General features: G+C 61.3%; 25 protein-coding genes, 1 tRNA gene and 1 pseudogene. 8 read left to right on the top strand and 19 right to left on the bottom strand.

All coding sequences use genetic code 11. The annotated features are described in order from the left end of the window. On the bottom strand, window positions 1-1,485 hold the full coding sequence (guaB, locus tag HGP14_RS03730) for an IMP dehydrogenase (protein ID WP_168828490.1): 1,485 nt from the start codon (window positions 1,483-1,485) through the stop codon (window positions 1-3). Between the two features lie 179 nt (window positions 1,486-1,664). Continuing rightward, a complete protein-coding gene (locus HGP14_RS03725; protein WP_168828489.1) occupies window positions 1,665-2,657 on the bottom strand; it encodes an MBL fold metallo-hydrolase in 993 nt (330 codons plus the stop codon). A gap of 244 nt (window positions 2,658-2,901) precedes the next feature. On the opposite strand from HGP14_RS03725, the gene HGP14_RS03720 reads away from it, so the two are divergent. Next, entirely contained in the window at window positions 2,902-4,326 is a 1,425-nt protein-coding gene (locus tag HGP14_RS03720) for a DHA2 family efflux MFS transporter permease subunit (protein WP_168828488.1), read from the top strand. Window positions 4,327-4,331: 5 nt separating this feature from the next. On the opposite strand, the pseudogene HGP14_RS03715 reads toward HGP14_RS03720, so the two are convergent. The 3 genes and pseudogenes from HGP14_RS03715 to HGP14_RS03705 all read right to left on the bottom strand — a co-directional run bounded on the left by HGP14_RS03715 (window position 4,332) and on the right by HGP14_RS03705 (window position 7,077). Next, window positions 4,332-4,714, bottom strand: a pseudogene (locus tag HGP14_RS03715) (VOC family protein). Window positions 4,715-4,770: 56 nt separating this feature from the next. Then, window positions 4,771-5,490 carry an RlmE family RNA methyltransferase gene (locus tag HGP14_RS03710; protein ID WP_168828487.1) on the bottom strand — a complete coding sequence of 240 codons (720 nt, stop codon included), beginning with the start codon at window positions 5,488-5,490 and terminating at the stop codon, window positions 4,771-4,773. 6 nt (window positions 5,491-5,496) lie between these two features. Further along, the gene (locus HGP14_RS03705; RefSeq protein ID WP_168828486.1) at window positions 5,497-7,077 is read right to left on the bottom strand and encodes a Ppx/GppA phosphatase family protein; all 1,581 of its coding nucleotides are present in this window, start codon (window positions 7,075-7,077) and stop codon (window positions 5,497-5,499) included. 244 nt (window positions 7,078-7,321) lie between these two features. On the opposite strand from HGP14_RS03705, the gene HGP14_RS03700 reads away from it, so the two are divergent. After that, window positions 7,322-7,395, top strand: a tRNA-Gln gene (locus HGP14_RS03700). Window positions 7,396-7,548: 153 nt separating this feature from the next. On the opposite strand, the gene HGP14_RS03695 is transcribed toward HGP14_RS03700, so the two are convergent. Next, the gene (locus HGP14_RS03695; protein ID WP_168828485.1) at window positions 7,549-7,941 is read right to left on the bottom strand and encodes a GFA family protein; all 393 of its coding nucleotides are present in this window, start codon (window positions 7,939-7,941) and stop codon (window positions 7,549-7,551) included. Window positions 7,942-8,213: 272 nt separating this feature from the next. Here HGP14_RS03695 and HGP14_RS03690 point away from each other — a divergent pair, with 272 nt between their 5' ends. The 3 genes from HGP14_RS03690 to pepT all read left to right on the top strand — a co-directional run bounded on the left by HGP14_RS03690 (window position 8,214) and on the right by pepT (window position 11,807). Continuing rightward, a complete protein-coding gene (locus HGP14_RS03690) occupies window positions 8,214-9,026 on the top strand; it encodes a sulfurtransferase/chromate resistance protein (RefSeq protein ID WP_168828484.1) in 813 nt (270 codons plus the stop codon). 6 nt (window positions 9,027-9,032) lie between these two features. Continuing rightward, window positions 9,033-10,439 carry a chromate efflux transporter gene (chrA, locus tag HGP14_RS03685; protein WP_168828483.1) on the top strand — a complete coding sequence of 469 codons (1,407 nt, stop codon included), beginning with the start codon at window positions 9,033-9,035 and terminating at the stop codon, window positions 10,437-10,439. Window positions 10,440-10,574: 135 nt separating this feature from the next. Next, window positions 10,575-11,807 carry a peptidase T gene (pepT, locus tag HGP14_RS03680; RefSeq protein ID WP_168828482.1) on the top strand — a complete coding sequence of 411 codons (1,233 nt, stop codon included), beginning with the start codon at window positions 10,575-10,577 and terminating at the stop codon, window positions 11,805-11,807. 44 nt (window positions 11,808-11,851) lie between these two features. Here the strand turns inward: pepT and HGP14_RS03675 are convergent, their stop codons facing one another. The 7 genes from HGP14_RS03675 to HGP14_RS03645 form a co-directional block, all read right to left on the bottom strand. Next, window positions 11,852-12,319, bottom strand: coding sequence for an SRPBCC family protein (locus HGP14_RS03675; RefSeq protein WP_168828481.1), 468 nt, complete (start codon window positions 12,317-12,319; stop codon window positions 11,852-11,854). Between the two features lie 105 nt (window positions 12,320-12,424). Beyond that, the gene (locus HGP14_RS03670; protein ID WP_168828480.1) at window positions 12,425-14,047 is read right to left on the bottom strand and encodes an ABC-F family ATP-binding cassette domain-containing protein; all 1,623 of its coding nucleotides are present in this window, start codon (window positions 14,045-14,047) and stop codon (window positions 12,425-12,427) included. A 224-nt stretch (window positions 14,048-14,271) separates the two neighbouring features. Continuing rightward, entirely contained in the window at window positions 14,272-14,436 is a 165-nt protein-coding gene (locus HGP14_RS03665; RefSeq protein ID WP_022717247.1) for a DUF1328 domain-containing protein, read from the bottom strand. A 92-nt stretch (window positions 14,437-14,528) separates the two neighbouring features. Further along, window positions 14,529-15,056, bottom strand: coding sequence for a hypothetical protein (locus HGP14_RS03660; protein WP_168828479.1), 528 nt, complete (start codon window positions 15,054-15,056; stop codon window positions 14,529-14,531). A gap of 75 nt (window positions 15,057-15,131) precedes the next feature. Next, entirely contained in the window at window positions 15,132-15,926 is a 795-nt protein-coding gene (locus HGP14_RS03655) for an anti-sigma factor family protein (protein WP_168828478.1), read from the bottom strand. Next, window positions 15,923-16,528, bottom strand: coding sequence for an RNA polymerase sigma factor (locus HGP14_RS03650; protein WP_168828477.1), 606 nt, complete (start codon window positions 16,526-16,528; stop codon window positions 15,923-15,925). The genes HGP14_RS03655 and HGP14_RS03650 overlap by 4 nt, the downstream gene beginning before the upstream one ends. A gap of 40 nt (window positions 16,529-16,568) precedes the next feature. After that, window positions 16,569-17,120 carry a tetratricopeptide repeat protein gene (locus HGP14_RS03645; RefSeq protein ID WP_168828476.1) on the bottom strand — a complete coding sequence of 184 codons (552 nt, stop codon included), beginning with the start codon at window positions 17,118-17,120 and terminating at the stop codon, window positions 16,569-16,571. Window positions 17,121-17,288: 168 nt separating this feature from the next. Here HGP14_RS03645 and HGP14_RS03640 point away from each other — a divergent pair, with 168 nt between their 5' ends. From HGP14_RS03640 to HGP14_RS03630, 3 genes are all read left to right on the top strand, one after another. After that, on the top strand, window positions 17,289-18,341 hold the full coding sequence (locus HGP14_RS03640; RefSeq protein WP_168828475.1) for a type III polyketide synthase: 1,053 nt from the start codon (window positions 17,289-17,291) through the stop codon (window positions 18,339-18,341). Beyond that, entirely contained in the window at window positions 18,338-18,841 is a 504-nt protein-coding gene (locus HGP14_RS03635; protein ID WP_168828474.1) for an isoprenylcysteine carboxyl methyltransferase family protein, read from the top strand. The genes HGP14_RS03640 and HGP14_RS03635 overlap by 4 nt, the downstream gene beginning before the upstream one ends. A 76-nt stretch (window positions 18,842-18,917) precedes the next feature. Then, window positions 18,918-20,165: an FAD-binding oxidoreductase gene (locus HGP14_RS03630; protein ID WP_168828473.1), complete on the top strand. Its 1,248-nt coding sequence runs from the start codon at window positions 18,918-18,920 to the stop codon at window positions 20,163-20,165. Window positions 20,166-20,192: 27 nt separating this feature from the next. Here HGP14_RS03630 and HGP14_RS03625 read toward each other — a convergent pair whose 3' ends face one another. The 6 genes from HGP14_RS03625 to HGP14_RS03600 all read right to left on the bottom strand — a co-directional run bounded on the left by HGP14_RS03625 (window position 20,193) and on the right by HGP14_RS03600 (window position 25,102). After that, window positions 20,193-20,579: an ester cyclase gene (locus HGP14_RS03625; RefSeq protein ID WP_168828472.1), complete on the bottom strand. Its 387-nt coding sequence runs from the start codon at window positions 20,577-20,579 to the stop codon at window positions 20,193-20,195. A 91-nt stretch (window positions 20,580-20,670) separates the two neighbouring features. Beyond that, on the bottom strand, window positions 20,671-21,204 hold the full coding sequence (locus tag HGP14_RS03620; protein WP_168828471.1) for a gluconokinase: 534 nt from the start codon (window positions 21,202-21,204) through the stop codon (window positions 20,671-20,673). Between the two features lie 27 nt (window positions 21,205-21,231). Then, complete coding sequence (locus HGP14_RS03615) at window positions 21,232-22,185, bottom strand: dipeptide ABC transporter ATP-binding protein (RefSeq protein WP_168828470.1); 954 nt, start codon at window positions 22,183-22,185, stop codon at window positions 21,232-21,234. Further along, window positions 22,182-23,198, bottom strand: coding sequence for an ABC transporter ATP-binding protein (locus tag HGP14_RS03610; protein ID WP_168828469.1), 1,017 nt, complete (start codon window positions 23,196-23,198; stop codon window positions 22,182-22,184). Before HGP14_RS03610 ends, HGP14_RS03615 begins: the two co-directional genes overlap by 4 nt. Continuing rightward, window positions 23,198-24,088 (bottom strand): ABC transporter permease subunit, encoded by an 891-nt coding sequence (locus HGP14_RS03605; RefSeq protein WP_168828468.1) that lies wholly within the window; start codon window positions 24,086-24,088, stop codon window positions 23,198-23,200. Before HGP14_RS03605 ends, HGP14_RS03610 begins: the two co-directional genes overlap by 1 nt. 9 nt (window positions 24,089-24,097) lie before the next feature. Further along, entirely contained in the window at window positions 24,098-25,102 is a 1,005-nt protein-coding gene (locus tag HGP14_RS03600; RefSeq protein WP_168828467.1) for an ABC transporter permease subunit, read from the bottom strand. Window positions 25,103-25,167: the final 65 nt, after the last annotated feature.

The raw sequence follows: 25,167 nt of genomic DNA, 5'->3' as shown, positions 1-25,167 counted from the left end.
TCAGACGCCGACGCCCGGGTAGTTCGGGCTTTCGCGCGTGATCGTCACGTCATGCGGGTGGCTTTCGCGAAGGCCGGCGCCGGAGATGCGCACGAAGGTGGCACGCTCCTGGAATTCCTTGATGTCCTTGCCGCCGACGTAGCCCATAGCCGCTTTCAGGCCGCCCGCGAGCTGGTGCAGGACGCCAGAGACCGGCCCCTTGTACGGCACCTGGCCCTCGATGCCTTCCGGCACAAGCTTCAGCGTGTCACGGACTTCCGCCTGGAAGTAGCGGTCTGCGGAGCCGCGTGCCATGGCGCCGACGGAGCCCATGCCGCGATAGGCTTTGAACGAGCGGCCCTGGTAGAGATAGACTTCGCCCGGGCTCTCATCGGTACCGGCAAGGAGCGAGCCGACCATGACGGCGGAAGCGCCCGACGCTATTGCCTTTGCGACGTCACCCGAAAACTTTATGCCGCCGTCAGCGATGACCGGAATATCCTGTGCCTTCGCCGCTTCGACGGCGGACATGATCGCGGCGAGCTGCGGAACGCCGACCCCGGCAACGACGCGCGTCGTGCAGATGGAACCCGGGCCGATACCGACCTTGACGGCATCCGCACCGGAATCGATCAGCGCCTTGGTGCCTTCAGCCGTTGCGACGTTGCCGGCCATGATGCGAACGGAATTGGAGAGCTTCTTGACGCGGGCGACGGCTTCCAGAACGCGAGCCGAATGACCGTGAGCGGTGTCAACGACGAGCAGGTCGACGCCTGCGTCGATCAGCCGTTCGGCGCGCTCGAAGCCATCGTCACCGACGCCGACAGCGGCGGCAGCCCGCAGGCGGCCCTGCGCGTCCTTGGAGGCGTTCGGATTGAGCTGCGCCTTCTCGATATCCTTGACGGTGATCAAACCGACGCAGCGGCCCTCGCCATCGACGACCAGCAGTTTCTCGATGCGGTGTGCATGCAGCAGGCGCTTGGCTTCCTGCTGATCGACACTCTCCTTGACCGTCACGAGGTTTTCGCGGGTCATCAACTCGTAGATCTTCTGTGTAGGATCGGAGGCGAAGCGGACGTCGCGGTTGGTGAGGATGCCGACGAGGCGGCCGGACTTCTCGACGACCGGGATGCCGGAGATGCCGTGCATCTTCATCAGCGCCAGGGCGTCGGCGAGCGTTGCCTCCGGACCTATCGTCACCGGATTGACGACCATGCCGCTTTCGAACTTCTTGACCTGACGAACCTGCTCCGCCTGCTCGACGGGGGTGAAGTTCTTGTGGATGACGCCAAGGCCACCTGCCTGCGCCATGGCGATCGCCAGACGGCCTTCGGTCACGGTATCCATGGCTGCGGAGATGATCGGGATGTTCAGTTCGAAGTCGGTCGCGATGCGCGTGGCGACACTCGTCTGACCGGGCAGAACCTCGGAATGACCGGGCTGCAGGAGCACGTCGTCGAACGTGAGTGCGTCCAATCCGGTTGGCGTTTCAATGATGCGAGCCATGGCCAATTTCCTTCAGGTAAGAAAATGCAAACCCTCTCGGAACGAATCGTCCGCCCCGGCGGTATGCAAGGATTGCTTTGGAAGTTGGCGAGGGCTGGTAACACGTCTATGACAGGAAGTGAATAGCAAAACGCCCGGCTTGCCGGCCGGGCGCGTGATGGCTGCTATGCGCGCCAGGCTCAGATGTCGAACTGATAGGTCTTCGGCACGAACCGATAGCCCGTCCCTTCCTTCTCCGCAAAGCCCACCGCCGGGAAGGGCATGTGGTAGCCGAGGAAAGCGATCTTGTCGGTCGCGATCATGTCGAAGACCTTCTTGCGCGAGGCGGCAGCCTGCGCCTTGTCCATATCGAAGCGCACCTCCCATTCGGGATGCAGCAGCGACAGGATATAGTGGTTCGCAGTGTCGCCGGTGAGGACGATCCGCTTACCGTCCGATTCGGCATGGAAAACCATGTGGCCGGGTGTGTGGCCCGGCGCCAGCACCGCCGTGATGCCGCTGGCGACTGGATCTCCATCCTTGATGAACGTCGTCTTGTCGGCCAGAGGCACGACATTGGCGAGCACTGCCTTGTGGCCGCCTTCGGCCGGCGTGCCTTCGCGGGCCTTGCTGGACCAGAAGTCATATTCCGCCTGGCCCGCCACGTAGCGCGCATTCTTGAAGGCAGGAGCGCCGTTTTCCATCAAACCACCGATATGATCGCCATGCAGGTGGGTGAGTGCGACGACGGTGACGTCATCTGCCGCATAACCGGCAGCCTTCAGTCCATCCTGGAGTTTGCCGAGGCCTCGCTCGCGTCCGGCGGCGCCGAAACCGGTATCGACCAGGATGACGTCGGAGCCGGTATCGATCAGTGCCGGCGAATAACTGTTCACGAATTTCTCGGTCGGCAGGAAATTGTCGGTAAGCAGCTTCTTGACCGTCTCCGGATCCTGATTGGTACCAAAAGTTTCGAAAGGCTTGTCCAGGACGTTGCCGCCGTCCCTGATCGCGGTAATCTTGAAAGAGCCGAGCTTGAACTGGTTGATCTCGGGCAGCATCATTGCACTCATATTACTTGTCTCTCTGCTTGCGGCTGTTGAAGCCGTTGCTCTTAAAATAGCAGGCGCCGCAAGCAGGCCAATGCCTGCCACGATTAGCGTGCGCCGCTTCATCCCCAATGAAGCTGCCATATCCATCCTCCAATAGCGCGGTGCGTCGCCGCGCTGACGCCTTTGGCTCGTTCGCCGGAGACACCGTCCGGCCGGGTGAACATATGCGAATTTTGAAAGGAGCGGTTGTCGCGCAAGCCGTCTCACGCATACGTGATAAAAACGTGTAAACACGACAACTTCAGGGGTTGGCAGCGACCGCAGGGGAGACTACAGAGCAGGGGACCTCCCAAGCCTCCTCCAAGATCCACCAGGGCTTTCGCCTATGAACCGCATCGTTCCGCTGATTCTGGCCGTCGCGCTCTTTATGGAGCAGATGGACTCCACCGTGATCGCGACCGCTCTGCCGGCGATTGCCAACGACCTGCATGTCGGGCCGATCACGCTGAAGCTGGCGCTGACCTCCTACATGGTGTCGCTTGCGGTCTTCATTCCGGTCAGCGGCTGGATGGCGGACCGGTTCGGCGCCAAGCGCATCTTCCGGCTGGCAATCTGCGTCTTCGTCGTTGGTTCGCTCTTCTGCGCCTTCTCCTCCAGCCTCATCGAGTTCGTCTTCGCCCGCTTCCTGCAGGGCATGGGCGGCGCGATGATGACGCCGGTCGCCCGGTTGGTGATGGTGCGCACGACACAGAAGAGCGATCTGGTGTCGGCAATGGCATTGCTGACGATCCCGGCCCTGGTCGGACCACTTGCCGGGCCGCCGCTCGGCGGCTTCATCACCACCTATTTCAGCTGGCATTGGATTTTCCTCATCAACGTACCGGTCGGCGTGATCGGTGTGTGGCTCGCGACGATCTTTCTGCCGGAGGTTGAAGCAACCGCTCCGCCGAAGCTCGATATTATCGGCTTCGTGCTGACAGCCCTTGCTGCGGCCGGCATCGTCTTCGGCCTGTCGGTCGTCAGCCTTCCCGCTTTGCCGCCGGTCATCGGCATTTCAGCGACAGTGGTCGGCCTGATCTGCGGCCTGCTCTACGTGCGCCACGCCAGACGCTATCCGACACCCATCCTCAATCTCGACCTCTTCAAGAATCCGACCTTCCGCGCCTCGACAGGCGGCGGCATGCTTTTCCGCATCTGCGTGGGTGCCATGCCCTTCCTGACGCCGCTGATGCTGCAGCTCGGCTTCGGACTCACGCCCTTTCAGTCCGGCCTCATCACCTTCTCGGGCGCGATCGGTGCAATAACGACGAAATTCATGGCGCGGCGCGTATACAGAGCCATCGGCTTTCGATCGACACTGCTCGGCGCGGGCGTGGTGACGACTGTCGTGACCATCATCACCGGCCTCTTCACGCCGGAGACGTCACACCTCGTTATCATCGGCGTGCTGCTGATCGGCGGGTTCTCCCGCTCGTTCATGTTCACTGGCGTGAATGCGCTTGCCTTCGCGGAAATAGACGACAAGGAAGCAAGCCAGGCCACATCGTTGAGCTCGGTGATGCAGCAGGTCAGCCTTGCGCTCGGCGTCGCCGTCGCGGCAACCATCCTCGAGACGTCGATCTATCTCCGGGGCGAAGCACTGCAGGTCGCCGACTTCCACCTGGCTTTCTACGTCATTGCCGGATTGACGGTGTTGGCGATGATCCCCTTCGTCCGCATGGACAAGAACGCCGGCGCCATCGTTTCAGGACACCGCGCCAAGCGGATCGATCCGGAGGTCATCGAGGCCGAGGAGCAGGCAGTCAAATAGCCTTCCTATTCCGGCTTTTCGCAAACGGCGCTGAGCTTGTTGCCGTCGAGATCGCGAATATAGGCGGCGTAGAAACTCGCGTGGAACGGCCGCAGGCCTGGTTTGCCCTCGTCGGCGCCTCCAGCTGCCATTGCCGCCGCATGGAAGGCATCGACATCAGCCCGGCTTTCGGCTGAGAGTGCCACCATCGTACCGTTGCCATTCGACGCCCGCCGGCGGTTGAAGGGCGTGACCACCCATAGGCGGCAGCGCGTATCCCTATCCGCGGAGTAGCCGATTTCCTCGTTCGACAGGCGCTGCAGCGATAGCCGAGCACCGGCAGGACGGCATCATAGAAGCGCCGCGCCTGCTCGATGTCATTTGTTCCGAGGGTCACATAGAGAAGCATGGTCAATGGCATTCCGGTCCTGGGACCGTCATAATCGCCCCAGATGACCGGAAAGATCAAGCTTCCATGGCATCAGCGTCCGGCTTGCGGCCCTTGAACCCCTTCGCCAGCAGGAACATTTCGACCGATTCCGCGCGTGATGAGGCGGGCTTCACGTGCACGACCTGGCGAAAATGCTGCTTCAGCATGTTGAGCAATTCGCGCTCGGTGCCGCCCTGAAAGGTCTTTGCAAGAAAATGGCCACCCTCGCCCAGAACCTCGACGGCGAAATGCGCGGCGACCTCGCAGAGATGCATCGTCCGCAAATGATCGGTGCGGTGATGACCCGTCGTGGGCGCCGCCATGTCTGAAATCACCAGGTCCGGCGTGCCTCCGACGGCCTCCATGAGCTTGGCGGGTGCTTCAGGATCCAGGAAATCGAGCTGCAATACCTTGACGCCCGGAAGCTGGGTCATCTCCAGGAAGTCGATCGCCGCGACGCGGATGTCCTCGTCCGTCGATCCCGTCACTTTCGCGGCAATCTGCGACCAGCTGCCCGGAGCAGCACCAAGATCGATGATGCGGCGGGCACCCTTCAGAATATTGTACTTCTCGTCGATCTCCAGCAGCTTGAAAGCCGCGCGGGCGCGATAACCCTCGAGCTGCGCGCGCTGCACATAGGGATCGTTGATATGGCGCTGCAGCCACTGGCGCGATGACGCCTTCATCTTCTTGTTCTTGACGCGCTGGCCTAGCTTGCGGCCGGTGCGGTTGCCGGCGATCGGTGCCTTAGTCATTCTTCCCTACCTTGCGCGCTGGCCGCGGCGGTTTCGATGACGCCGCCAGACTCCGTCGTCCGCCATCATGTCGGTCAGCAGGCCTTCCCTCAAGCCGCGATCGGCAACGCGCATGCGCGGGCTCGGCCAGCGGCGGCGGATCGCCTCCAAGATGGCGCAGCCGGCCAGCACCAGATCGGCGCGATCAGGCCCGATGCAGGGGTTAGCGGCGCGGCTTGCAAAGTCCCAGGAGAGGAGTTTCGCCTGCATGGCCGAAACCTCGTCATCCGAGAGCCAAATGCCATCCACCTTGCGGCGGTCGTAGCGAGGCAGGTCGAGGTGGACGCCGGCGAGCGTCGTTACCGTGCCCGACGTGCCGATCAGGTGAAAATCGCCGGATTGTGCGATTTCGATTTCCGGGCAACTGAAGCTTGCAAGCATGTCTGCCACTTCCGACACCATGCCCTCGAAGCTTTCGGGGGTCACATGCTGTCCGCCATGCCGTTCGGAAAGCGTAACGACTCCGACCGGCAGCGAGGTCCAGTGGGTGATGTGGTTGGCAAGGCGGCTGAAGCGATTCTCGCCAATGCGGATCACGGCGATTTCCGACGAGCCGCCGCCGATATCGAAAAGCACGACCGAGCGCGCTTCGCGTCCGACAAGCGACGAGCAGCCGGATACGGCAAGGCGCGCTTCCGTTTCGCGGTCGATGATCTCGAGTTCGAGCCCGGTTTCGGCAACCACGCGCTCGAGGAACGCCTCGCCGTTTGCGGCCTGGCGGCAGGCTTCGGTGGCGATCAGACGCATGCGGCGGATTTCGCGGTTCTTGAGCTTCCCGGCGCAAACGCGCAGCGCATCAATGGCGCGCTCCATCGCCTCGTCCGAGAGGCGGCCGCTTGCGGCAAGCCCCTCGCCGAGGCGGACGATCCGCGAAAAGGCGTCGACGACGCGGAATTGTCCTGGCCGGGTCGGCTGCGCAATCAGCAGACGGCAATTATTGGTGCCGAGATCGAGCGCGGCATAGAGCTCGTCCGGCCACGGGTTATCCGACGCGCGATTTCCGCGGGCCGGAAGCTGGCTGGCGCGTCTGTAGGCGTCGCCGGCCTGGGCCTCGGCACTCCCATTGGCGCGCGCGATGCCTGGAACCGGGGCTATGCCGGCAGCTCTGGCGGCGGTTGGCTGTGGAACGATCGCCGGCTGACCGACAGCCTTGCCGGGCGCCAGCGGGCGTCCTTGAATGCCGCGCTTTCCGCGATGCTTGCGCCGGTTGCGCCGGCTGGACGAAGCCTCTTCGCCCGAATGCGCCGCCAGATCGGCCGAAGCCGGTTTCTCACGCTGCTGGATCGTTGCGGAAGCCCCGCCATGCTGCTGCCCGCCGTTGCCACGGCGACGGCGTTTGCGCTTGCGGGCCGGATTTTCGGCCGCAGCTTCCATGGGGCGCGCAGCCTCTCCGGATGTGCCAGAAGGAGCCTGCCAAGCAGCATGAGCCACGTTGCGGGATTGGCCGCCTCGTTTGCCCTTGCGGCGCCGGGACTTCTTACCATCCCTTCGCGCTGCCGCCGACGCCCCGTCAAATTGCGGCTTTGCGCCGCCTTCGGGGTCTTCCACGTTCGTTTTCCACGCGCCGCGCAAGTCCATGACGGTATGCAGCAGGCGCTCACTAGTTTTGCGTTGGCGCGAGAATACCAGCGCCCGTTCAAATCACCAAATTCTTTTTGAATTTCTGAAATTGCACCCGCCAACCTCGCCTGTTCACGGCGCGGAAATTTTTTGGAAACAGGTATTTGCATTCTCGCGGCTTTTGTTTATAAGCGCCGCACACCAGCGCAACCGCTTCGCCGGCCGCACCTGCTGGGGAATAGTTCAATGGTAGAACAGCGGACTCTGACTCCGTCGATCTTGGTTCGAATCCAGGTTCCCCAGCCAATTACCTTCTTTCCAATAATTTCAACAATCAGCTAACTGCTCGGTCGCCCGGCCGTGGATCTCGCCCTCCATGTCGAAGGCTCTGTCATCGAGCATCATCAAGGCATACGTCTCTGTCACCTTGTAACGGCGCCTTCGCACTGTTCGTGCGACCTACTCCTCGAAACGGCTCGTGGCATCACGATCGCGCTCGTATCGTCTCGTCAACGGAAACGGCGGCAACCAGGACTCGCGACGGACGGTCCAGAGTTCGTAGGTCGGCCTCAGTTGGTCAGGGGCATCCAGGGATCCCAGGTTCACCTCGATTTCGTCTGCCGTGCATCCGAAAATTGACGAACCGCAGCGGGGACAGAAAAATCGCCCGGCATAGTCGCGTGTTTCGCCATCGATCGTCACCGCATCCCGAGGGAACACAGCGGAAGCGTGAAAAAGGGCTCCATGATGCTTGCGGCAGTCGAGACAGTGACAAAGGCCGACCCGGTACGGGCGTCCCGACGCCACAATCCGGACGCTGCCGCACAGGCAGCCGCCTGTGAATCGGTCCATGCTGCGTTTCCTCCAAAATCAAGCGGACGAAATAATTACAACGAACTGTACCGTCAGTGCAATTTTCCGCTGTGGCCGAGGATGCGTAGCCGCTCGCGGCAAGGAAAAATTGGCTATAGTGGAGCGATTGCGTCCGGCGGCGACCAATGCTTCCACCTCTTGACAATCACCAGCGCTGCTGCAAATTTTTGGACATGGGGTAGCGATCACCCCACGAGGCGACAGCTAGAGAATCGCGTCCTTGAACCCCGAAGCAACGGAGGGACGCAGCTATGCCGTCATATCTCGAAATCACATCTGACAAGCTGACCCGCATCGTCGGTACGCCCAACGTGCCAATGCTTATTGACGTCCGCACTGACGACGACTTTGCGTACGACCCACGCCTCATCCCGGGCTCGATCCGGCGGGATTATCGTGAGGTCGAGGCCTGGAGTTCTGAGGTCACCGGCCCTTCGATCGTGATATGCCAGAAGGGTGAGAAGCTCAGCCACGGCGTCGCTGCCTATCTCAGGCACGCAGGAAACCAGGCTGAAGTGCTCGACGGCGGTTTCGAAGCCTGGCGCGCCGCAGAAGGCATCCTCGTTCCGGACGAGAAACTGCCGCCGCGAGATGCAAAGGGCCGAACGGTATGGGTGACACGGGCTCGCCCGAAGATCGACCGCATTGCTTGTCCCTGGCTCATCCGCCGTTTCGTGGACCCCTCCGCAGTCTTTCTGTTCGTACCTGCAAGTCAGGTGCCCGCTGTTGCGGAGCGCTTCAATGCAATGCCGTTCGACATCGAGGACGTCTTCTGGAGCCATCGCGGCGAGCTTTGCACATTCGACGTGATGGTCGAGGAGTTCTGCCTGAAGTCGGAGCCCATTCTCCATCTCGCGAGGATCGTGCGCGGCGCGGATACGGCGCGGCCAGACCTCGCACCGGAAGTGCCTGGACTATTGGCCGCCTCCCTTGGCCTCTCCAGAATGTTCGACGACGACCTCGAACAGCTGGAGGCAGGCTTGACGATCTACGACGCTTTCTACAGATGGTGCCGCGACGCGACGGACGAGACGCATAACTGGCCGAATCCGAGGAAGGGATAGGAAACGATGACGGAGTTGGCCAGAAAGGCAGGAACCGCACCTCTCTCGGCCGAGAGCGATATCGTTCCCCTGTCCGAAGCAACGAAAGTCTGGGCCCGCGTCGCCGCCTTGAGTTTCGGCGGTCCCGCGGGACAGATCGCCGTCATGCATCGCATCATCGTCGACGAAAAACGCTGGGTTGGGGAGCACCGTTTCCTGCATGCGCTGAACTATTGCATGCTCCTTCCCGGTCCAGAGGCTCATCAGCTCGCCATCTATATCGGCTGGCTCCTCAACCGAACGCTGGGCGGCGTCATTGCCGGCGCTTTGTTCGTCTTGCCGGGCTTCGTGTCCATTCTCGCGCTCAGCTACATCTACGTGCTCTTCGGCAACGTGACGTTCATCGAAGGACTTTTCTTTGGCCTCAAATGCGCGGTCCTGGCAGTCGTCATACAAGCGGTGTTCCGGATCGGCAGCCGGGCCCTCAAGAACAATGTGATGATCGGCATCGCGGCTGCCGCATTTATCGCGATCTTCTTCCTGCACGTGCCCTTCCCGTTCATCGTTGTCGGCGCGGGTGTCATCGGCTTCCTTGGCGGCCGTGCCGATGTGGCCGCCTTCAAGGTTGGCGGCGGTCATAAATCGGGTTCAGGCAAGATTCTGGAAGACCGGGACTCGGCTCTGGGCGAAAATGTCCCTCTCCACGCGCGGCCGAATCTGGCCTGGTCGCTGAAAACGTCAGGGATATTGGCCGCTTTGTGGCTCCTTCCCGTCGCGGGGCTCTGGGTCACTCTCGGCCCTGATAACGTATTCTCCAAGGTTGGCATCTTCTTCAGCCAGATGGCTGTCGTCAGCTTCGGCGGAGCGTATGCGGTTCTCGCATATGTCGCCCAGGAGGCTGTCCAGCGATTCGGATGGCTACAGCCCGGGGAAATGCTGGATGGCCTCGGAATGGCGGAGACCACGCCGGGTCCGCTGATCATGGTAACGCAGTTCGTTGGCTTTCTGGCAGGCCACCGCGATCCGGGTACGCTGAGCCCGCTGACGGCGGCCACGCTTGCCGCGGTCCTGACGACCTGGGTGACCTTCCTGCCGAGCTTCCTATGGATTTTTCTTGGCGCTCCGTTCATCGAAAAGCTGCGTGGAAACGCGGCACTCTCCGCAGCCATGTCGGCGATCACGGCTGCGATCGTCGGCGTGATTCTCAATCTGGCGATCTGGTTTGGCCTGCACGTTCTTTTTGGAGAGGTCCGCACGCTCACGTTTGGGAGCTGGTGGCTTGATGTGCCTGTGCTTTCGTCGCTCAACCTGCCGTCGCTGACTTTGACCGCGCTCGCCGCCATTGCGATATTCCGTCTCAACTTCTCCGTCATTGTAACGCTTCTTGCTGCCGCTATCCTCGGCGTTGGATGGACCGTAGTGGCACTGGGTTAGACGATCGCGATCAGGCCGACGGCTGATAACTGGTCGTCCTGGTGGCAAACGCGTTGGCAAAGCAAAAATGCCTTCACCGCGACACGGATGAAGGCTACAGCAGTCCATAGCCGACGCTCATCATTGGACCTCGCCATGACCGATACCGTTACCGATCGCTTCCTTCGCTACGTCGTCATCGACACGCAGTCGGATCCAAAGTCATCGACGCAGCCCTCGACAGAAAAGCAGAAGAACCTCGGCCGCATGCTGGTGGAGGAGTTGCTGGCAATCGGCCTGCCCGATGCGCATCTCGACGAGCACGGCTATGTCTATGCGACCATCCCGTCCAACACCGACAAGCCGGTCCCCGTCATCTGCTTCTGCTCGCACATGGATACCGCGCCGGATTTCACCGGTACGAATGTCAAACCGCAAGTCATGCGCAACTATGGCGGTGGCGACATTCAGCTTTCGGGTGATCCGCAGCAGGTCATTCGCGTCAGCGATCATCCGGCACTGAAGGACCAGATCGGCAACGACGTCATCACCACCGACGGCACGACGCTGCTTGGTGCCGACGACAAGGCCGGAATTGCCGAGATCATGACTGCGGCGCAATACCTGGTCGACAATCCCGATATCCAGCATGGGACAATCAAGATCCTCTTCACGCCCGACGAGGAAATCGGGCGCGGCGTGGACAAGGTGGATCTCGCAAAGCTCGGCGCGCAGTTTGCCTATACCATGGATGGCGAAATGCCTGGCCATATCGAGGATGAGACCTTCTCGGCCGATGGCGTCGAAATCACTATTCAAGGTGTCGCGATCCATCCCGGTTTCGCCAAGGGGAAGATGGAGAATTCCGTCAAGATTGCCGGAGCGATTATCAGCCGGCTACCGAAGGACATGGCGCCCGAGACGACGGCGGGCAGGCAGGGTTTCGTTCACCCGACGGGTGTGACCGGCTCGATGGAAAAGGCAAGCCTCAGCCTCATCGTCCGCGACTTCGAGGATGATGGACTTGCTGCCAAGGAAGCCATGCTCGAGGGGATCGTGCGGGAGGTCATGGCCGACTATCCCGGCTCATCTTACGCTTTCGAGGTCAAGCAGCAGTACCGCAACATGAAGGTCATCCTCGACCGTCATCCGGAGATCGTCGAAAACGCCCTTGAGGCGGTGCGGCGGGCGGGAATGGAGCCGGTGCGCGGCAGCATAAGGGGCGGTACCGACGGTTCGCGGCTTTCGTTCATGGGCCTGCCCTGCCCCAACATCTTTGCGGGCGGCCACGCCTTTCACTCGCCGCTCGAATGGGTCAGCCGACAAGACATGGAAAAAGCGGTAAAAACGATCGTCGAACTGGCGAAGATCTGGGCGGAGCGCGCTTAGAGCCTGCCGATCCTTCAAGACGCGAAGCTACGGCGAGATTTATGTCAGCGATTGCGCGCGAGGTAGTGCACGAGACCGCGCCGGCCGCGTTCCATGACCACGTTATGGTTCCATCTGAAGACCGGCCTCAGGATGAATGCAAATCTGACCATCCAAGGCTTTGTGATCTTGACGATCCAATCGTAGCGAACCTTGCATTTGAAGCCTTCGGGCCGCAGCGTCCACCGTCCGATGCCATCGAGTTCGCCGGAAGCCCGGCCCTCGATGGTCACGAGCGGCTCTACCCTGATCGTCTGCAGCTCGAAGGTCAGGTCGTAAGGCAGCGCTGTCGCCCATCGCATCCGGTAGATGGAACCGATGCCGGCCTCGTCCCCTTCCCGCAACAGATCGACCTGTTTCACGGACGGCCACCAGTCAGGCCAGGTCTCAGGCGTATTGAGAACCCGCCAGACATCTTCAACCGCTGAATCGACGATCCATTCCGTCACAAGATGAAACTCGGTCGATGACATCGCTCATCCGGCTACTGCTTTAATTCGCAGCAAGCGCCGACAAAGAGGCGCTTGCGATATGATACATGAGCACGCTTGAAAATACTCCTGCTGAAGGCCAAGCGCTCAACTGCGCAGGCCGGGAGCCTCATAGCCCGTGCGCGCCACATACTCGGTATAGCCGCCGGCATACTGGTGGATGCCGTCAGGCGTGATCTCCAGCACCCGGTTGGACAGAGCGCCGAGGAAGTGGCGATCGTGCGAGACGAACAGCATCGTCCCCTCATACTCCGACAGGGCGTTGATGAGCATTTCCTTGGTGTCCAGATCCAGATGGTTCGTCGGCTCGTCCAGCACGAGAAGGTTCGGCGGGTCGAAGAGCATGATCGCCATGACCAGCCGGGCCTTCTCACCGCCTGACAGCACCCGGCATTTCTTCTCCACATCGTCGCCGGAAAAGCCGAAGCAGCCCGCCAGCGCACGCAATGAGCCCTGACCCGCCTGGGGGAACTTATCCTCAAGCGACTGGAGCACGGTGCGGTCGCCGTCCAGCAGATCCATGGCGTGCTGCGCGAAATAGCCCATCTTCACGCTGGCACCCAGAGCGACGCTGCCTTCATCCGGCTCCGCAGAGCCTGCTACCAGCTTCAGCAACGTCGATTTTCCGGCGCCGTTTATGCCCATGATGCACCAGCGCTCCCGGCGCCGTACCATGAAATCCAGCCCCTCATAGATGGTTCGGCTACCGTATTTCTTGTGCACGTTCTTGAGGTTGATGACGTCCTCACCGGAGCGCGGCGCCTGCTGGAACTCGAACGAGACCATTTGGCGGCGCTTGGGCGGCTCCACCCGGTCGATCTTCTCCAGCTTCTTCACCCGGCTCTGCACCTGCGAAGCGTGCGAGGCGCGCGCCTTGAAGCGCTCGATGAACTTGATCTCCTTGGCGAGCATCGCCTGCTGACGCTCGAACTGAGCCTGCTGCTGCTTTTCGTTCTGTGCCCGCTGCTGCTCGTAAAAGCCGTAGTCACCCGAGTAGGTCGACAATGTCCCGCCATCGATTTCGATGATCTTGGTGACGATGCGGTTCATGAACTCGCGGTCGTGCGAGGTCATTAGCAACGCGCCTTCGTAGCCCTTGAGGAATTCCTCAAGCCAGATGAGGCTTTCCAGATCCAGATGGTTGCTCGGCTCGTCCAGGAGCATGACATCGGGCCGCATCAGGAGAATACGGGCAAGCGCCACACGCATCTTCCAGCCGCCCGAGAGCGCGCCGACATCGCCATCCATCATCTCCTGGCTGAAGCTCAGGCCCGCCAGGACTTCACGCGCACGCCCTTCGAGCGCGTAGCCATCCAGTTCCTCGTAGCGCGCCTGCACTTCGCCATAGCGCTCGATGATCGTCTCCATGTCGTCCGCCTGATCGGGATCGGCCATGGCAGCCTCAAGAGCCCGCAATTCGGCGGCAACGATGCTCACGGGGCCTGCGCCATCCATCACCTCGGCGACGGCGCTGCGTCCTTCCATCTCGCCCACGTCCTGGTTGAAATAGCCGACGGTGACGCCCTTCTCGACGGCGACCTGCCCCTCGTCCGGGTGCTCTTCCTGCGTGATCATCCGGAAGACCGTCGTCTTTCCGGCACCATTCGGACCGACGAGACCGATCTTCTCGCCCTTGTTGAGAGCCGCAGAAGCCTCAATGAAGAGGATACGGTGGCTAAGCTGTTTGCTGATGTTTTCGATGCGTATCATTGGCGTTCGGGCGTCCCGGAATGGTTTCGGCGCGCCCTTATGTCACGTGTCGCGCCGCCTGTCGCAGATTTTCAGCATCGAGATTTGTTTTGGGATGGGTTCGGGCGAACGTCAATATTGTGCGCCGCACATCGAAGATCCTGACAGCGCGGATGCAGAACCGATCTGTCAAAATAAAACCCGGCGCCGCAACGCCGGGTTCCGAATTCCAGATATCCGTCGCGTTACTCGCGGCGCATCAGGCGCATGACGAGCGAGACGACGAACAGCACCAGGAATATGAAGAAAAGAACCTGTGCTATGGAAGCCGAAGCGCCTGCAATGCCGCCGAATCCAAGTACACCGGCGATCAGGGCTACGACGAGAAATACCAAAGCGTAGTACAGCATGGTGAACTCCTCTATCCGATCCTGGCCTAATAACGGCGATCCTTGGCAATTTGTTCCAGAAGGCCTTGGAAAGTACTGCGGTCCCCGGGATGTCAGCCGAGCTGAAAGGCGCCCCGGGGGGAGCGGTCACCTTGATCGGGAGTGGGCGGCTCGGCTGCTTCGAGGTAGAACTTCACCGGCGCGGTCAGCACGAACCACATGCATGCGCCACCCATAAATGCCGCTCCGACCGGCTCGTCGATGCGTGTCACGAACGGCAGGCCCGCTGAAACGAAGAGAACCGTCATGCGCAACGACCACTCCGCCTCACGTTTGCTGATCGCCCGGGCGCGGAGCGATTTGTAGCGCCGGGCGTCATAGCCGCCTGCTCCGGTTCTCGCGGAGGAAACCAGCTTCCAGACGGATGGCAGCGCCAGCATGAACAATGCCGCGAGGCTCAGGACAAGAGGCCAGCCGGAGAGAATGTACCGGCTTGCGATCGCAAGCAGCGAAAGCATCGCGAGATTCCACACCGGTTCCAAACGTTCCGGATGTTGCGCCGTATAAGCATGCCAAGCCCGCAGCGTACGTGCCGCGCCGGAAAGCAGCGGCTCGTCAATATAACGATTGATCCAATCCATTTAGAATACCGGTCCTATCGCATCGAGATGACCGGCAACACCATGCAATCTGGTCATCATAATGGCGGGACGGCTTCACACCGTCAATTTTGCCCTGACGCTATCGGCGATTTCCTGCATCCGATCCGCCGGAGCATGACCTATCAGCATGAAAGCATGAGTGTTATCGGACCAGTAAACGACATTCATGCCCAAGCGACCCTCGATATCCGGCGACTTTTCGCCGCTGTTCGAACGGATGATGCAGAGTGCCATCGGGCCTGTCTCGGGATCGAGATAGGCGATCTGCGCGAGCGGTTTTTCGTCATACTCGAGGAGCTGGGCGCGCTTGAAGTCCACACCAGGCAACGCGACCTTCTCCGGAGAAAGCGCAAGGCCCAGCTTTCCCTCGAGCAGGGCGAGCTGAGCGCTCTGAATATCGGCAGGTGGCACGGGTCCCGCGAGCGTGTCGGCCGTGTAGAGCGAGAGGTATTCGGCGACGACGCCGCGCCATTCCGTGCTCTCTTCCCTCGATGGACGGCGACTGAGACCGATGTAGGCACGATCGACAATGACGCCCGCGACAACCGAGGCAGCAATCGCGCTTAGAAAGCCGCGACGGCCCGTCAAAGTCGAAGCCGTGCTTTCCTGCCGCTCGGGGATCGCAGAGAGCACCGCTTCCAGCTCGGCCTTTGGCGCGGCAGCAAGAAGCGGCGCGAAAGCCTCCTTGAACGGCAGACTGCTACGGGAGAGGAATTCCAGCCGCCCGGCCACGTGGTCGTCGACTGTGGCGAGCGCTTCGATGCGCGCGGCATCCTGAGGCGGCAATTCACCGTCAATGAAGGCCGTCAACTCTTCGTCAGAGGGCATAATATGGATATCGTTGCTCATTCTCGTGCCTCTTTCGAAAGAGCCCCGGAGAGCGTCGCGCGGGCTGCCGCCAGCCGGCTCATCACAGTTCCGATCGGTATTCCCAAGACTTCTGCCACCTCGCGATAAGAGAGTCCTTCCACATAAGCGAGGAAGACGGCGCTGCGCTGTGCTTCCGGAAGCGCGTCGACCTGCCGAAGCACCTGGTTTGCCATGACGTGCGTTTCGGTGTCGTGGGCGCCATCGAAGACCAGCGCTTCTTCCGGATCCGCGAAACCCCTGCCCTGGCGGACCTTGCGGGAGCGGACCTCGTTCAGCCAGATCGAATGCTGGATCGAAAACAACCAGCGATCGAGCCGGGTTCCTGGTTCGAATTGCGCAGCGCGCTCAAGCGCCCGGACGCAGGTCTGTTGCACGAGGTCATCGGCCACATCACGCTGACGCGAGAGTACAAGGCCATAACGCCAGAGCCTGGCAAAGTTCTCTGTCAGGCCTTTCCTGATATCCGCTTCGCTCGCGATGGCCGCCTCCGCCCCGGTTCTTCTTCCGGAGATCGCCGGTCGAGCCGGCGATTCCATTTTCAGGCGACTATACGCAGGAAATGTCGTGCGCGCGACCGACATCCTAATATCCCCTCCTGCCTGCCCCGCGTCCTGCTTCGATTTACAGCTTCGACGGATTGAGGATGGCAGCGTTGAGGTCCTCATACGGCTCGCATTCGGTGCCGCAGATCGTCTTGATGATGCCTAGCTGCTCCTTGGCAAGATCCATGCGACCTTTGACGACATAGGCTTCGCCGAGATACTCACGGACCTGCGCATAGTTCGGGTCGAGCTTTACCGACTGGAGGTAATAGGTGATGCCTTCGTCCGTACGGCCGAGCTTGCGCGTGGCGTAGCCGCGATAATTCAGCACTTCCGCATTATTCTGATCCTTGACGGTATCGAGCATATCGAGCGCCTCCTGGTATCGGGCGGCCTTCGCCAGCGCATAGGCATAATCGGTACGGTCCTCGTCCGGCACATTGGCGCTGCTCTGCTTTACGCATCTCTTCGATTTCTTGTCGTAGATCTGACCCTTTTTGCAAACGGGCGTGCTCGCGTCGCTGCCGCCGCCACCGCCACCAACTGCGAAGACCGGGGTAGAAAGCATGGAGGCGGCGATGAAGCCGCCAAAAACGAGAGAAGCAATGCGAACGGTCGTGGTCGTCGTCATGGGAATATCTCCGTGGAAAATGACGTTGCGCCGAAAGAACACCCCTGCCCTTCGTTTTATTCGGACGGCGTAGGGGATTTTTGCATCACCTTTTTGTGACGCTGACGGCCGAATAAATCACCGTGCCAAGTGTTCTCCGTTTTGCCGCCGGGCAACAAGGAGAATGCAGTGAGCGATACGGTGAAATTGCTGAGCCTCGCGGTTGCGGTGCCGGAACACGTCATCACGCAGGCGGAAGCTGCCGCGGCTTCCGCCCGCCTCTTTGCTGGCCGCTTCGCGGACTTTCGGCATCTCGCCGGCGTCTTCGACAATGCAGGCATTAGCAAACGCCATGCGGCGCGGCCGCTCTCATGGTTCGACGAGCCGCATGGCTGGCCAGACCGCATGAACGCCTATGCGGAGGTCGCGGGCAGCCTCTTCGTTGAAGCGGCGACAAAGGCACTGCGGCGTGCCGATCTGAAAGCAGGCGATGTCGATTGCGTCGTGACCATCTCCTCTACCGGGTTCACGACGCCGAGCCTCGACGCGCAACTTGCTGGGAAGATGGGGTTCCGACCGGATATCGAGCGTGTGCCCGTGTTCGGGCTTGGCTGCGCGGCCGGCGTCTCCGGCTTCGGCATCGCGGTCCGCCAGGCGAAAGCCAGAGCGGGCAAGATCGTTCTCTTCGTGACCATCGAACTCTGCACCCTCGCCTTCCGGCTGGACGAGCTGACGCGGCCGAACATCATCGCAACTGCGCTATTCGGCGACGGCGCTGCGGCCTGCGTGCTACGCAACGGCGGAGACGGGATCGCCGCGGTGGAATCCACCGGCGAACATCTGTTTCCGGACACGCTCGACATTATGGGCTGGAAGATCGACGATACCGGCTTCGGCATCGTGCTTGCGCAATCGCTGCCGCCCTTCGCTGAAAGGGAGCTTGGCCCGGCCTTGGACGGCATCCTTGCCCGCAACGGGCTTTCGCGCCGGGACATCGACCGCTTTGTCTGCCACCCGGGCGGTACCAGGGTGCTGGCAGCGATGGAAAGCGCGCTGGCGCTTTCACCCGGTTCGCTCGATCATGAGCGCTCAGTGCTATCCGACTATGGTAACATGTCCTCACCGACCGTGCTCTTCGTGCTGGAACGCGTCATCCAAGCGGGTCTGCCGGACCGCGCAGCGATGATTGCGATGGGACCGGGCTTTTCGGCCAGCTGCGTCACTCTGCGGAGGACGGCATGATGCTTGCCTCCGTCGCACTTCTAACCTTCGTGACGCTTCAGCGGCTGGGCGAGCTTGCTCTTGCCAAGCACAACACCGCCGCGCTCTTTGCGCGAGGCGCGCGGGAGTTCGGGGCTGAGCACTATCCCTATATGGTCGCACTGCACGCAGGCTGGATCGGTGGATTGTGGCTGCTTGCCACCGACCGGCCGGTAAACTTCTTCTGGTTCGGCATCTTCATGCTCCTGCAGGTCCTTCGTCTCTGGGTACTTGCCACTCTCAAGGAGCGATGGACGACACGTATCATTGTTCTTCCGAACGCGCCGCTTGTCCGCAGTGGACCCTATCGCCTCATCCGGCACCCCAATTACGCGATCGTTGCCGGAGAGATCGCAGCCCTACCGCTGGCGTTCGATATGTATTTCTATGCCGGGATCTTCACGGTGCTGAATGCGATCATCCTGACCGCCCGCATCCGCGCCGAAAATGCGGCACTCCGAGCGGCAATGATTTTGAAATGAAATGCATTTTTCAATTGCGCGGTCGCGATCCAGGGGGCATTTTCGGCCCTTGGAATTAAGTGGGCTTCAAGAAAAAATGACAAAGAATGCAATAGTGCTCGGTGCCGGCATCATCGGTGTTTCGGCGGCAATTCATCTGCAACGGCGCGGACGGCAGGTGACATTGATCGACCGCAAGGCTCCGGGGAGCGAGACCTCTTTCGGAAATGCCGGCTTGATCCAGCGCGAAGGTGTTGTGCCTTACGGTTTCCCCCAGCAGTTCGGGATGTTGCTGCGTTATGCGCTGAACAACCGCATCGACGCGCATTACCATCTGAAGACGCTGCCAAGTCAGGTCGCTTTCCTTGCCCGCTATTGGTGGAACTCCAATGCGCGGCGACACGAGGCAATCACGCGCGCCTACGCACCGCTGATCGAAAACTCCGTGTCCGAGCACAAGGACCTGATCGAGGCCTCGCATGCCGAGGCGCTGATCCGCAAGGATGGCTGGATGCGGGTTTTCCGCACGGCCGAGAAATATGACGAGGCGATTGCCGAAGCCACCCTCTGGGAAAAGGAGTTCGGCGTCACCTATGACAAGCTGAGCTCCGCCGATGTGGCGCGCATCGAACCGAACCTGACGCAGAATTTTACGGGCGGCCTGCGCTGGCGCGATCCATGGTCTGTCCTCGATCCACATGCACTGACGAACGCCTACTGCACCTATTTTGAAAGCCTGGGCGGCCGTTTCGTTACCGGCGATGCCGCTTCGCTCGGCCAAGTAGGCTCCGGCTGGCGCATCTCCACGGCCGAGGGATCGCTGGATGCCGACGATGCCGTGCTGGCGCTCGGCCCCTGGGCTGCGGTGGCGACGAAGCGGCTTGGCTACTCCTTCCCGCTCGGCGTCAAGCGTGGCTACCACATGCACTATGCGGCAGAAGGCAATGCTGTTCTCAACAACTGGACGCTCGATGCCGAGCGCGGTTATTTCCTCGCACCGATGAACCGCGGCATCCGTCTGACCACCGGCGCGGAGTTCGCCACGCTCGATGCGCCGAAGACGCCGGTTCAGCTCGACCGCGCCGAGAAGGTGGCGCGCACCGTATTCCCGCTCGGGCGCCGTCTGGACCCGGAGCCTTGGATGGGTTCCCGCCCCTGCACACCGGACATGATGCCGATCATCGGCAAGGCGCCGCGTCATAACGGCCTGTGGTTCGCCTTCGGACATGCGCATCACGGCCTGACGCTCGGACCGGTGACCGGCCGCGTGCTTGCGGAGCTCATTACCGGCGAAACGCCCTTCATCGATATTTCCGCCTATTCGCCGCAGCGCTTTAACCCGTAACGGCACAACATGACATGGCGGCTTTCATCAGAGCTGTGCTTCGATCGCCGCCTTGTCTATCACCGACCAAACCTCATCGATCTTTTCCCGATCGAAGCGATAGAAGACATTTTCGGCGAAAGAAACGCGCTTTCCGTTGACGGGAAGGCCGAGGAACGCGCCCTTCGGCCTACAATCGAAAACAAGCCGGCTGGCGATAAAGGGCGGATCGGCCGTCAGCAGCTTGACGTCGAAATGAAGGTCCGGGATCTCCTCGAAATCCCGCTCCAGCATCGCCCGATAGCCTGCCAGGCCGAGCCTCCGATCATTGTGGCGTACATCGTCGCCGACGAAGTGCCCCAGCCGCGGCCAGTCCTGCGCATTCAGGCAGGCGATGTAATCGCGATAGATCGCTGAAAGTTCCGCTTTGCTCAAGGCAGGTCCTCCGGCTCGGCGCGGCTTCTGTGGCGGCCGCCACTGAGCACGCGAAGATGGTCACTTCCAAGAGGCCGTCAATAGGCCTTGGTCAGGCAATGCCAAGCGGCGCGAGCTTCTTTCGCGCCGCTTCTGCAATGCCTTCGACCGTGTCGTCGATATCGACGGTCACGACGCCGGGCTCGCCGGTCGGCACTTCGAGCGTCTGGAGCTGGCTATCTAGCAGCGACGCCGGCATGAAATGGCCCTTGCGCTCGCCCATCCGCCGCGTGAGCAGCTCCCTGGAGCCATCAAGATAAACGAAGAAGAGGCTGCCGCCGGCGGCGGTGCGAAGACGATCGCGATAGATGCGCTTCAGCGCCGAGCAGGAAACAACGATGCCTTCACCGCTTGCGAGAGCGGCTTTAATGGTCTCGCCGATCACGTCGAGCCACGGCATCCGGTCCTCATCGGTCAGCGGGATGCCTTTCGACATCTTCTCGACGTTCGAAGCAGGATGAAGCCCGTCACCTTCGACGAAGCGGAGGTTCAGCGCCTCCGCCAGCTTTTCACCAATCGAGGATTTGCCGGAGCCGCTGACACCCATCACGATGATTGCATGGGATGTGTTCGTCCGTTCCGGCATGTATCCTCCGTCGTCGCCTGTGCCCGCTCAGTCGAGCGGGAAGTGACAGGCGTATTGTTGCGTGCCTGTTCCACTTAGTAGAGGCTCGACCCGACGGCAATAGTCCTGAGCCTTCCAGCAGCGCGGATTGAAGTGGCAGCCGCTCGGCGGCTTCAGCGGCGACGGAAGCTCGCCCTGCAGACGGATGCGGTTCTTGGCGCGATCGGGATCGGCGATCGGCGTCGCGGAAAGAAGGGCGGCCGTATAGGGGTGACGCGGGTGAGCAAAGACTTCAGCCGCCGGCCCTGTCTCGACCGGCCGGCCGAGATACATGACCATCACGTCGTCGGCGATGTGGCGAACGACCGAAAGACCATGCGAGATGAAGAGATAGGCAAGGCCCATTTCCTTCTGCAGGTCCATCAAAAGGTTCAGCACCTGAGCCTGGATGGAGAGGTCGAGGGCGGACACGGGCTCGTCGAGCACAAGCACCTTCGGCCGCAGCATGAGCGCGCGGGCAATGGCGATACGCTGGCGCTGACCGCCCGAGAACATATGCGGATAGCGACCGTAGTGTTCCGAGCGCAGGCCGACGCGTGCCATCATCTCTTCTGCCCTGCGACGGCGGGCCGCGGCATCGAGGTCGGTGTTGATCTTCAGCGGCTCCTCAAGAATCGCGCCGACTTTCTGGCGCGGATTGAGCGAACCGTAAGGGTTCTGAAATACGATCTGAACCTGGCTGCGCAGGCTTCGGTCACCGATCCGTGCAGGCTTGCCATCGATGAACAATTCGCCGCCCGTCGGGTCCTCGATCATGGTGACGAGACGCGCGAGCGTCGACTTGCCGCAACCGGATTCGCCGACGACGGCGAGTGTCTTGCCGGAATAAAGGCTGAAGCTCACACCATTCAGCGCCTTGACGGTCGCTTCAGGTTTGAACATGCCGCGATTGACGGTGTAGAAACGGGCAAGATCCTTGCCCTCGAGAACGGCTCCGCTCATACGAGGTCTCCAGCGGATTGCTTCGGCATCACGCCCGGATGACCGAGCGGCTTGCCGTCTTTCAAGGGATAGTTACAAAGTGCCACGCCGAGGTCCGGCCCCTGGCGCACGACGCCGCGCTCGCATTCGACCGTGGCAAAACCGCAGCGTGGCGCGAACAGACAGCCGCTCGGGCGGTCATGCTGGCCCGGTACCACACCGGCAATCGACGGCAGGTGCTGCCCGACGGCGGCGCGCTCCGGCAGAGCGGAAAGCAATGCCGCAGTATAGGGGTGATGCGGGTCGCGGAAGAGTTCCTTGACCGGCTGTTCCTCCACCTTCTGACCGGCATACTGCACCTGAACGCGCTCGGCGGTCTCGGCCACCACACCCATATCGTGGGTGATCAGCACGAGAGCCATGCCCTGCTCGCGTTGCAGGCGAACGAGCAGGTCGAGGATCTGCGCCTGGATCGTCACGTCAAGCGCAGTCGTTGGCTCGTCGGCGATCAAAAGCTTCGGATTGCAGGCGAGCGCCATTGCGATCATGACGCGCTGGCTCATGCCGCCCGACATCTGGTGCGGGAAGTTCGACAGGCGATCTTCCGGAGCAGGGATGCCGACGAGATTCAGCAGTTCGATCGAACGTTCGCGGCGTTCCTTGCGGTTCATGCCCATGTGCACGCGCAGGGTCTCGCCGAGCTGGAAGCCGACCGTAAAGCACGGGTTGAGGCTCGACATCGGCTCCTGGAAGATCATCGCCATGTCCTTGCCGATGATCTTGCGGCGCTGGCGGCCGGAGAGGCCGATGAGTTCCTTGCCGTCGAAGGTCATGCGGTCGGCGGTGATCTTGGCTGTCCAGGGCAGCAGCCCCATCATGGCAAGCATGGCAACGGACTTGCCGGAGCCGGATTCGCCGACGATCGAGAGGATCTCCCCCTTGTCGCAGTTGAGCGATACGCCATCCACGGCGCGGAACAGACCGGAAGACGTCTGGAATTCGACAGTCAGATTCTGGATATCGAGAAGCGGCATCACGACCTCTTCAGCTTGGGATCGAGCGCATCGCGCAGACCGTCGCCCATCAGATTGATGGCAAGAACGGTGACGAGGATGGCAAGACCCGGGAACGTTACGACCCACCAGGCGCGCTGGATGAACTCGCGCGCTTCGGCGAGCATCGTGCCCCATTCGGGTGTCGGAGGCTGTGCACCCATGCCGAGGAAGCCGAGAGCCGCGGCATCGAGGATCGCCGCCGAGAAGGCGAGCGTTGCCTGGACGATCAGCGGCCCGAGACAGTTCGGCAGGATGGTCTTGAACATCAGACGCAAGGTGCCGGCGCCCGCCACGCGCGACGCGACGACATATTCCTTCTCGCGCTCCGCCATGACGGAGGCTCGCGTCAGGCGCACGAAATGCGGCTGGTTGACGATCGAGATCGCGATCATCGCATTGGTAAGGCCGGGACCGAGGACGGCGACCAGCACGAGAGCCAGAAGCAGCGACGGGAAGGCCAGAATGATATCCATCAGGCGCATGATGACGATATCGACGCGGCCGCGGAAATAGCCCGCGACGAGGCCGATCAGTACGCCCGCGATCACAGACAGCGTCACGACGACGACGCCGATGAAGAGCGAGAAGCGCGCGCCGTAGATCAGACGCGAGAGAATGTCGCGGCCGACGGCATCCGTTCCGAGGGGGAAGGACGCGCTGCCGCTTTCCGACCAGAACGGCGCCAGCAGCAGCATCTGACGGTTCTGCTCATTCGGCGCATGCGGCGCAACGAAGGGAGCAAAGATTGCCAGCACAAGAATGACGACGAAGACAGCGAGGCCGATGACAGCCCCCTTGTTTCGCGAGAAGTAGTACCAGAATTCCGCAAGGGCGGATGGCTGGACGGTTTTGGTCGTGACCGTGCTCATGAACCGCTCCTAGTGCCGAATGCGTGGGTTGATGAAGCCATAAGTGATGTCGACGATCAGATTGACCAGCATGATGATGCCGGCAATCAGCAGAAGACCACCTTGGACGACGGCATAGTCGCGCTTGAACACCGCGTCGACCATCCATTTGCCGATGCCAGGCCAGGAGAAAATCGTCTCCGTCAGGATCGCGCCTGCGAGCAGCACGCCGACCTGCAGGCCGATCGTGGTGACGACCGGGATCATGGCGTTGCGCAGAGCATGCACGCCGACGACGCGCAGCGGCTTCAGGCCCTTGGAACGGGCCGTGCGAACGTAATCTTCGCCAAGCACTTCGAGCATCGCCGAGCGCGTCTGGCGGGCGATGACGGCTAGCGGGATGGTGGCGAGCACGATCGTTGGCAGAATGAGATAGCTTACCGCCGAGCGGAAAGCACCCGCCTGACCGGAAAGAAGGCTGTCGATCAGCATGAAGCCAGTGACCGGCTTGAAGAAGTACATCAGCGAGATACGGCCCGAAACGGGCGTCCAGCCGAGATAGCCGGAGAAGAAGATGATGAGCAGCAGGCCCCACCAGAAGATCGGCATCGAATAGCCGACGAGGGCGACGCCCATCACGCTTTGGTCGAACCATGTGCCGCGCTTGACGGCGGCGAAGACGCCGGCCGGCACGCCAAGACAGATCGCGAGAATAATGGCACAGAGCGAAAGCTCGAGCGTAGCGGGGAACAGCGCACCAAATTCGCCGAGGACCGGACGCTTCGTGACGATCGAGGTCCCGAGGTCGCCATGCAGCACCTTACCGACATAATCGAAGTACTGGATATACATGGGCCGGTCGAAACCGAGATTGTGCATGATCTGGGCATGACGCTCTGGCGCCATCACGCGTTCACCCGACATCAGCATGACGGGATCGCCGGGAAGCAGACGGATGAACGAGAAGGCAATAAGCGAAACGCCGAGAAATGTCGGGATCAGGACGGCAAGGCGCCCAATGAGAAATCGCAGCATGACAGATGGTCCAACAATTACCGGCGGCCAGGATATCGCCCGACCGCCGGAGAGCCCGGTATTCC

Origin of the sequence: Rhizobium sp. P32RR-XVIII (assembly GCF_012641395.1) — a bacterium.
Taxonomy (GTDB): Bacteria; Pseudomonadota; Alphaproteobacteria; order Rhizobiales; family Rhizobiaceae; genus Rhizobium.
Note: the sequence above shows the minus strand (reverse complement) of the source record. Positions and strands in the feature narration are given on the sequence as shown.

Coding starts and splice junctions, on each gene's coding strand:
- HGP14_RS03695 (WP_168828485.1), bottom strand. CDS start 7,941: ATGGACCGATTCACAGGCGGCTGCCTGTGCGGCAGCGTCCGGATTGTG.
- HGP14_RS03670 (WP_168828480.1), bottom strand. CDS start 14,047: ATGATACGCATCGAAAACATCAGCAAACAGCTTAGCCACCGTATCCTC.
- HGP14_RS03620 (WP_168828471.1), bottom strand. CDS start 21,204: ATGCCGGAACGGACGAACACATCCCATGCAATCATCGTGATGGGTGTC.
- HGP14_RS03720 (WP_168828488.1), top strand. CDS start 2,902: ATGAACCGCATCGTTCCGCTGATTCTGGCCGTCGCGCTCTTTATGGAG.
- HGP14_RS03655 (WP_168828478.1), bottom strand. CDS start 15,926: ATGAGCAACGATATCCATATTATGCCCTCTGACGAAGAGTTGACGGCC.
- HGP14_RS03635 (WP_168828474.1), top strand. CDS start 18,338: ATGATGCTTGCCTCCGTCGCACTTCTAACCTTCGTGACGCTTCAGCGG.
- HGP14_RS03645 (WP_168828476.1), bottom strand. CDS start 17,120: ATGACGACGACCACGACCGTTCGCATTGCTTCTCTCGTTTTTGGCGGC.
- HGP14_RS03725 (WP_168828489.1), bottom strand. CDS start 2,657: ATGGCAGCTTCATTGGGGATGAAGCGGCGCACGCTAATCGTGGCAGGC.
- guaB (WP_168828490.1), bottom strand. CDS start 1,485: ATGGCTCGCATCATTGAAACGCCAACCGGATTGGACGCACTCACGTTC.
- HGP14_RS03615 (WP_168828470.1), bottom strand. CDS start 22,185: ATGAGCGGAGCCGTTCTCGAGGGCAAGGATCTTGCCCGTTTCTACACC.
- HGP14_RS03690 (WP_168828484.1), top strand. CDS start 8,214: ATGCCGTCATATCTCGAAATCACATCTGACAAGCTGACCCGCATCGTC.
- HGP14_RS03610 (WP_168828469.1), bottom strand. CDS start 23,198: ATGCCGCTTCTCGATATCCAGAATCTGACTGTCGAATTCCAGACGTCT.
- HGP14_RS03710 (WP_168828487.1), bottom strand. CDS start 5,490: ATGACTAAGGCACCGATCGCCGGCAACCGCACCGGCCGCAAGCTAGGC.
- HGP14_RS03665 (WP_022717247.1), bottom strand. CDS start 14,436: ATGCTGTACTACGCTTTGGTATTTCTCGTCGTAGCCCTGATCGCCGGT.
- chrA (WP_168828483.1), top strand. CDS start 9,033: ATGACGGAGTTGGCCAGAAAGGCAGGAACCGCACCTCTCTCGGCCGAG.
- HGP14_RS03650 (WP_168828477.1), bottom strand. CDS start 16,528: ATGTCGGTCGCGCGCACGACATTTCCTGCGTATAGTCGCCTGAAAATG.
- HGP14_RS03630 (WP_168828473.1), top strand. CDS start 18,918: ATGACAAAGAATGCAATAGTGCTCGGTGCCGGCATCATCGGTGTTTCG.
- HGP14_RS03675 (WP_168828481.1), bottom strand. CDS start 12,319: ATGTCATCGACCGAGTTTCATCTTGTGACGGAATGGATCGTCGATTCA.
- HGP14_RS03600 (WP_168828467.1), bottom strand. CDS start 25,102: ATGCTGCGATTTCTCATTGGGCGCCTTGCCGTCCTGATCCCGACATTT.
- pepT (WP_168828482.1), top strand. CDS start 10,575: ATGACCGATACCGTTACCGATCGCTTCCTTCGCTACGTCGTCATCGAC.
- HGP14_RS03660 (WP_168828479.1), bottom strand. CDS start 15,056: ATGGATTGGATCAATCGTTATATTGACGAGCCGCTGCTTTCCGGCGCG.
- HGP14_RS03605 (WP_168828468.1), bottom strand. CDS start 24,088: ATGAGCACGGTCACGACCAAAACCGTCCAGCCATCCGCCCTTGCGGAA.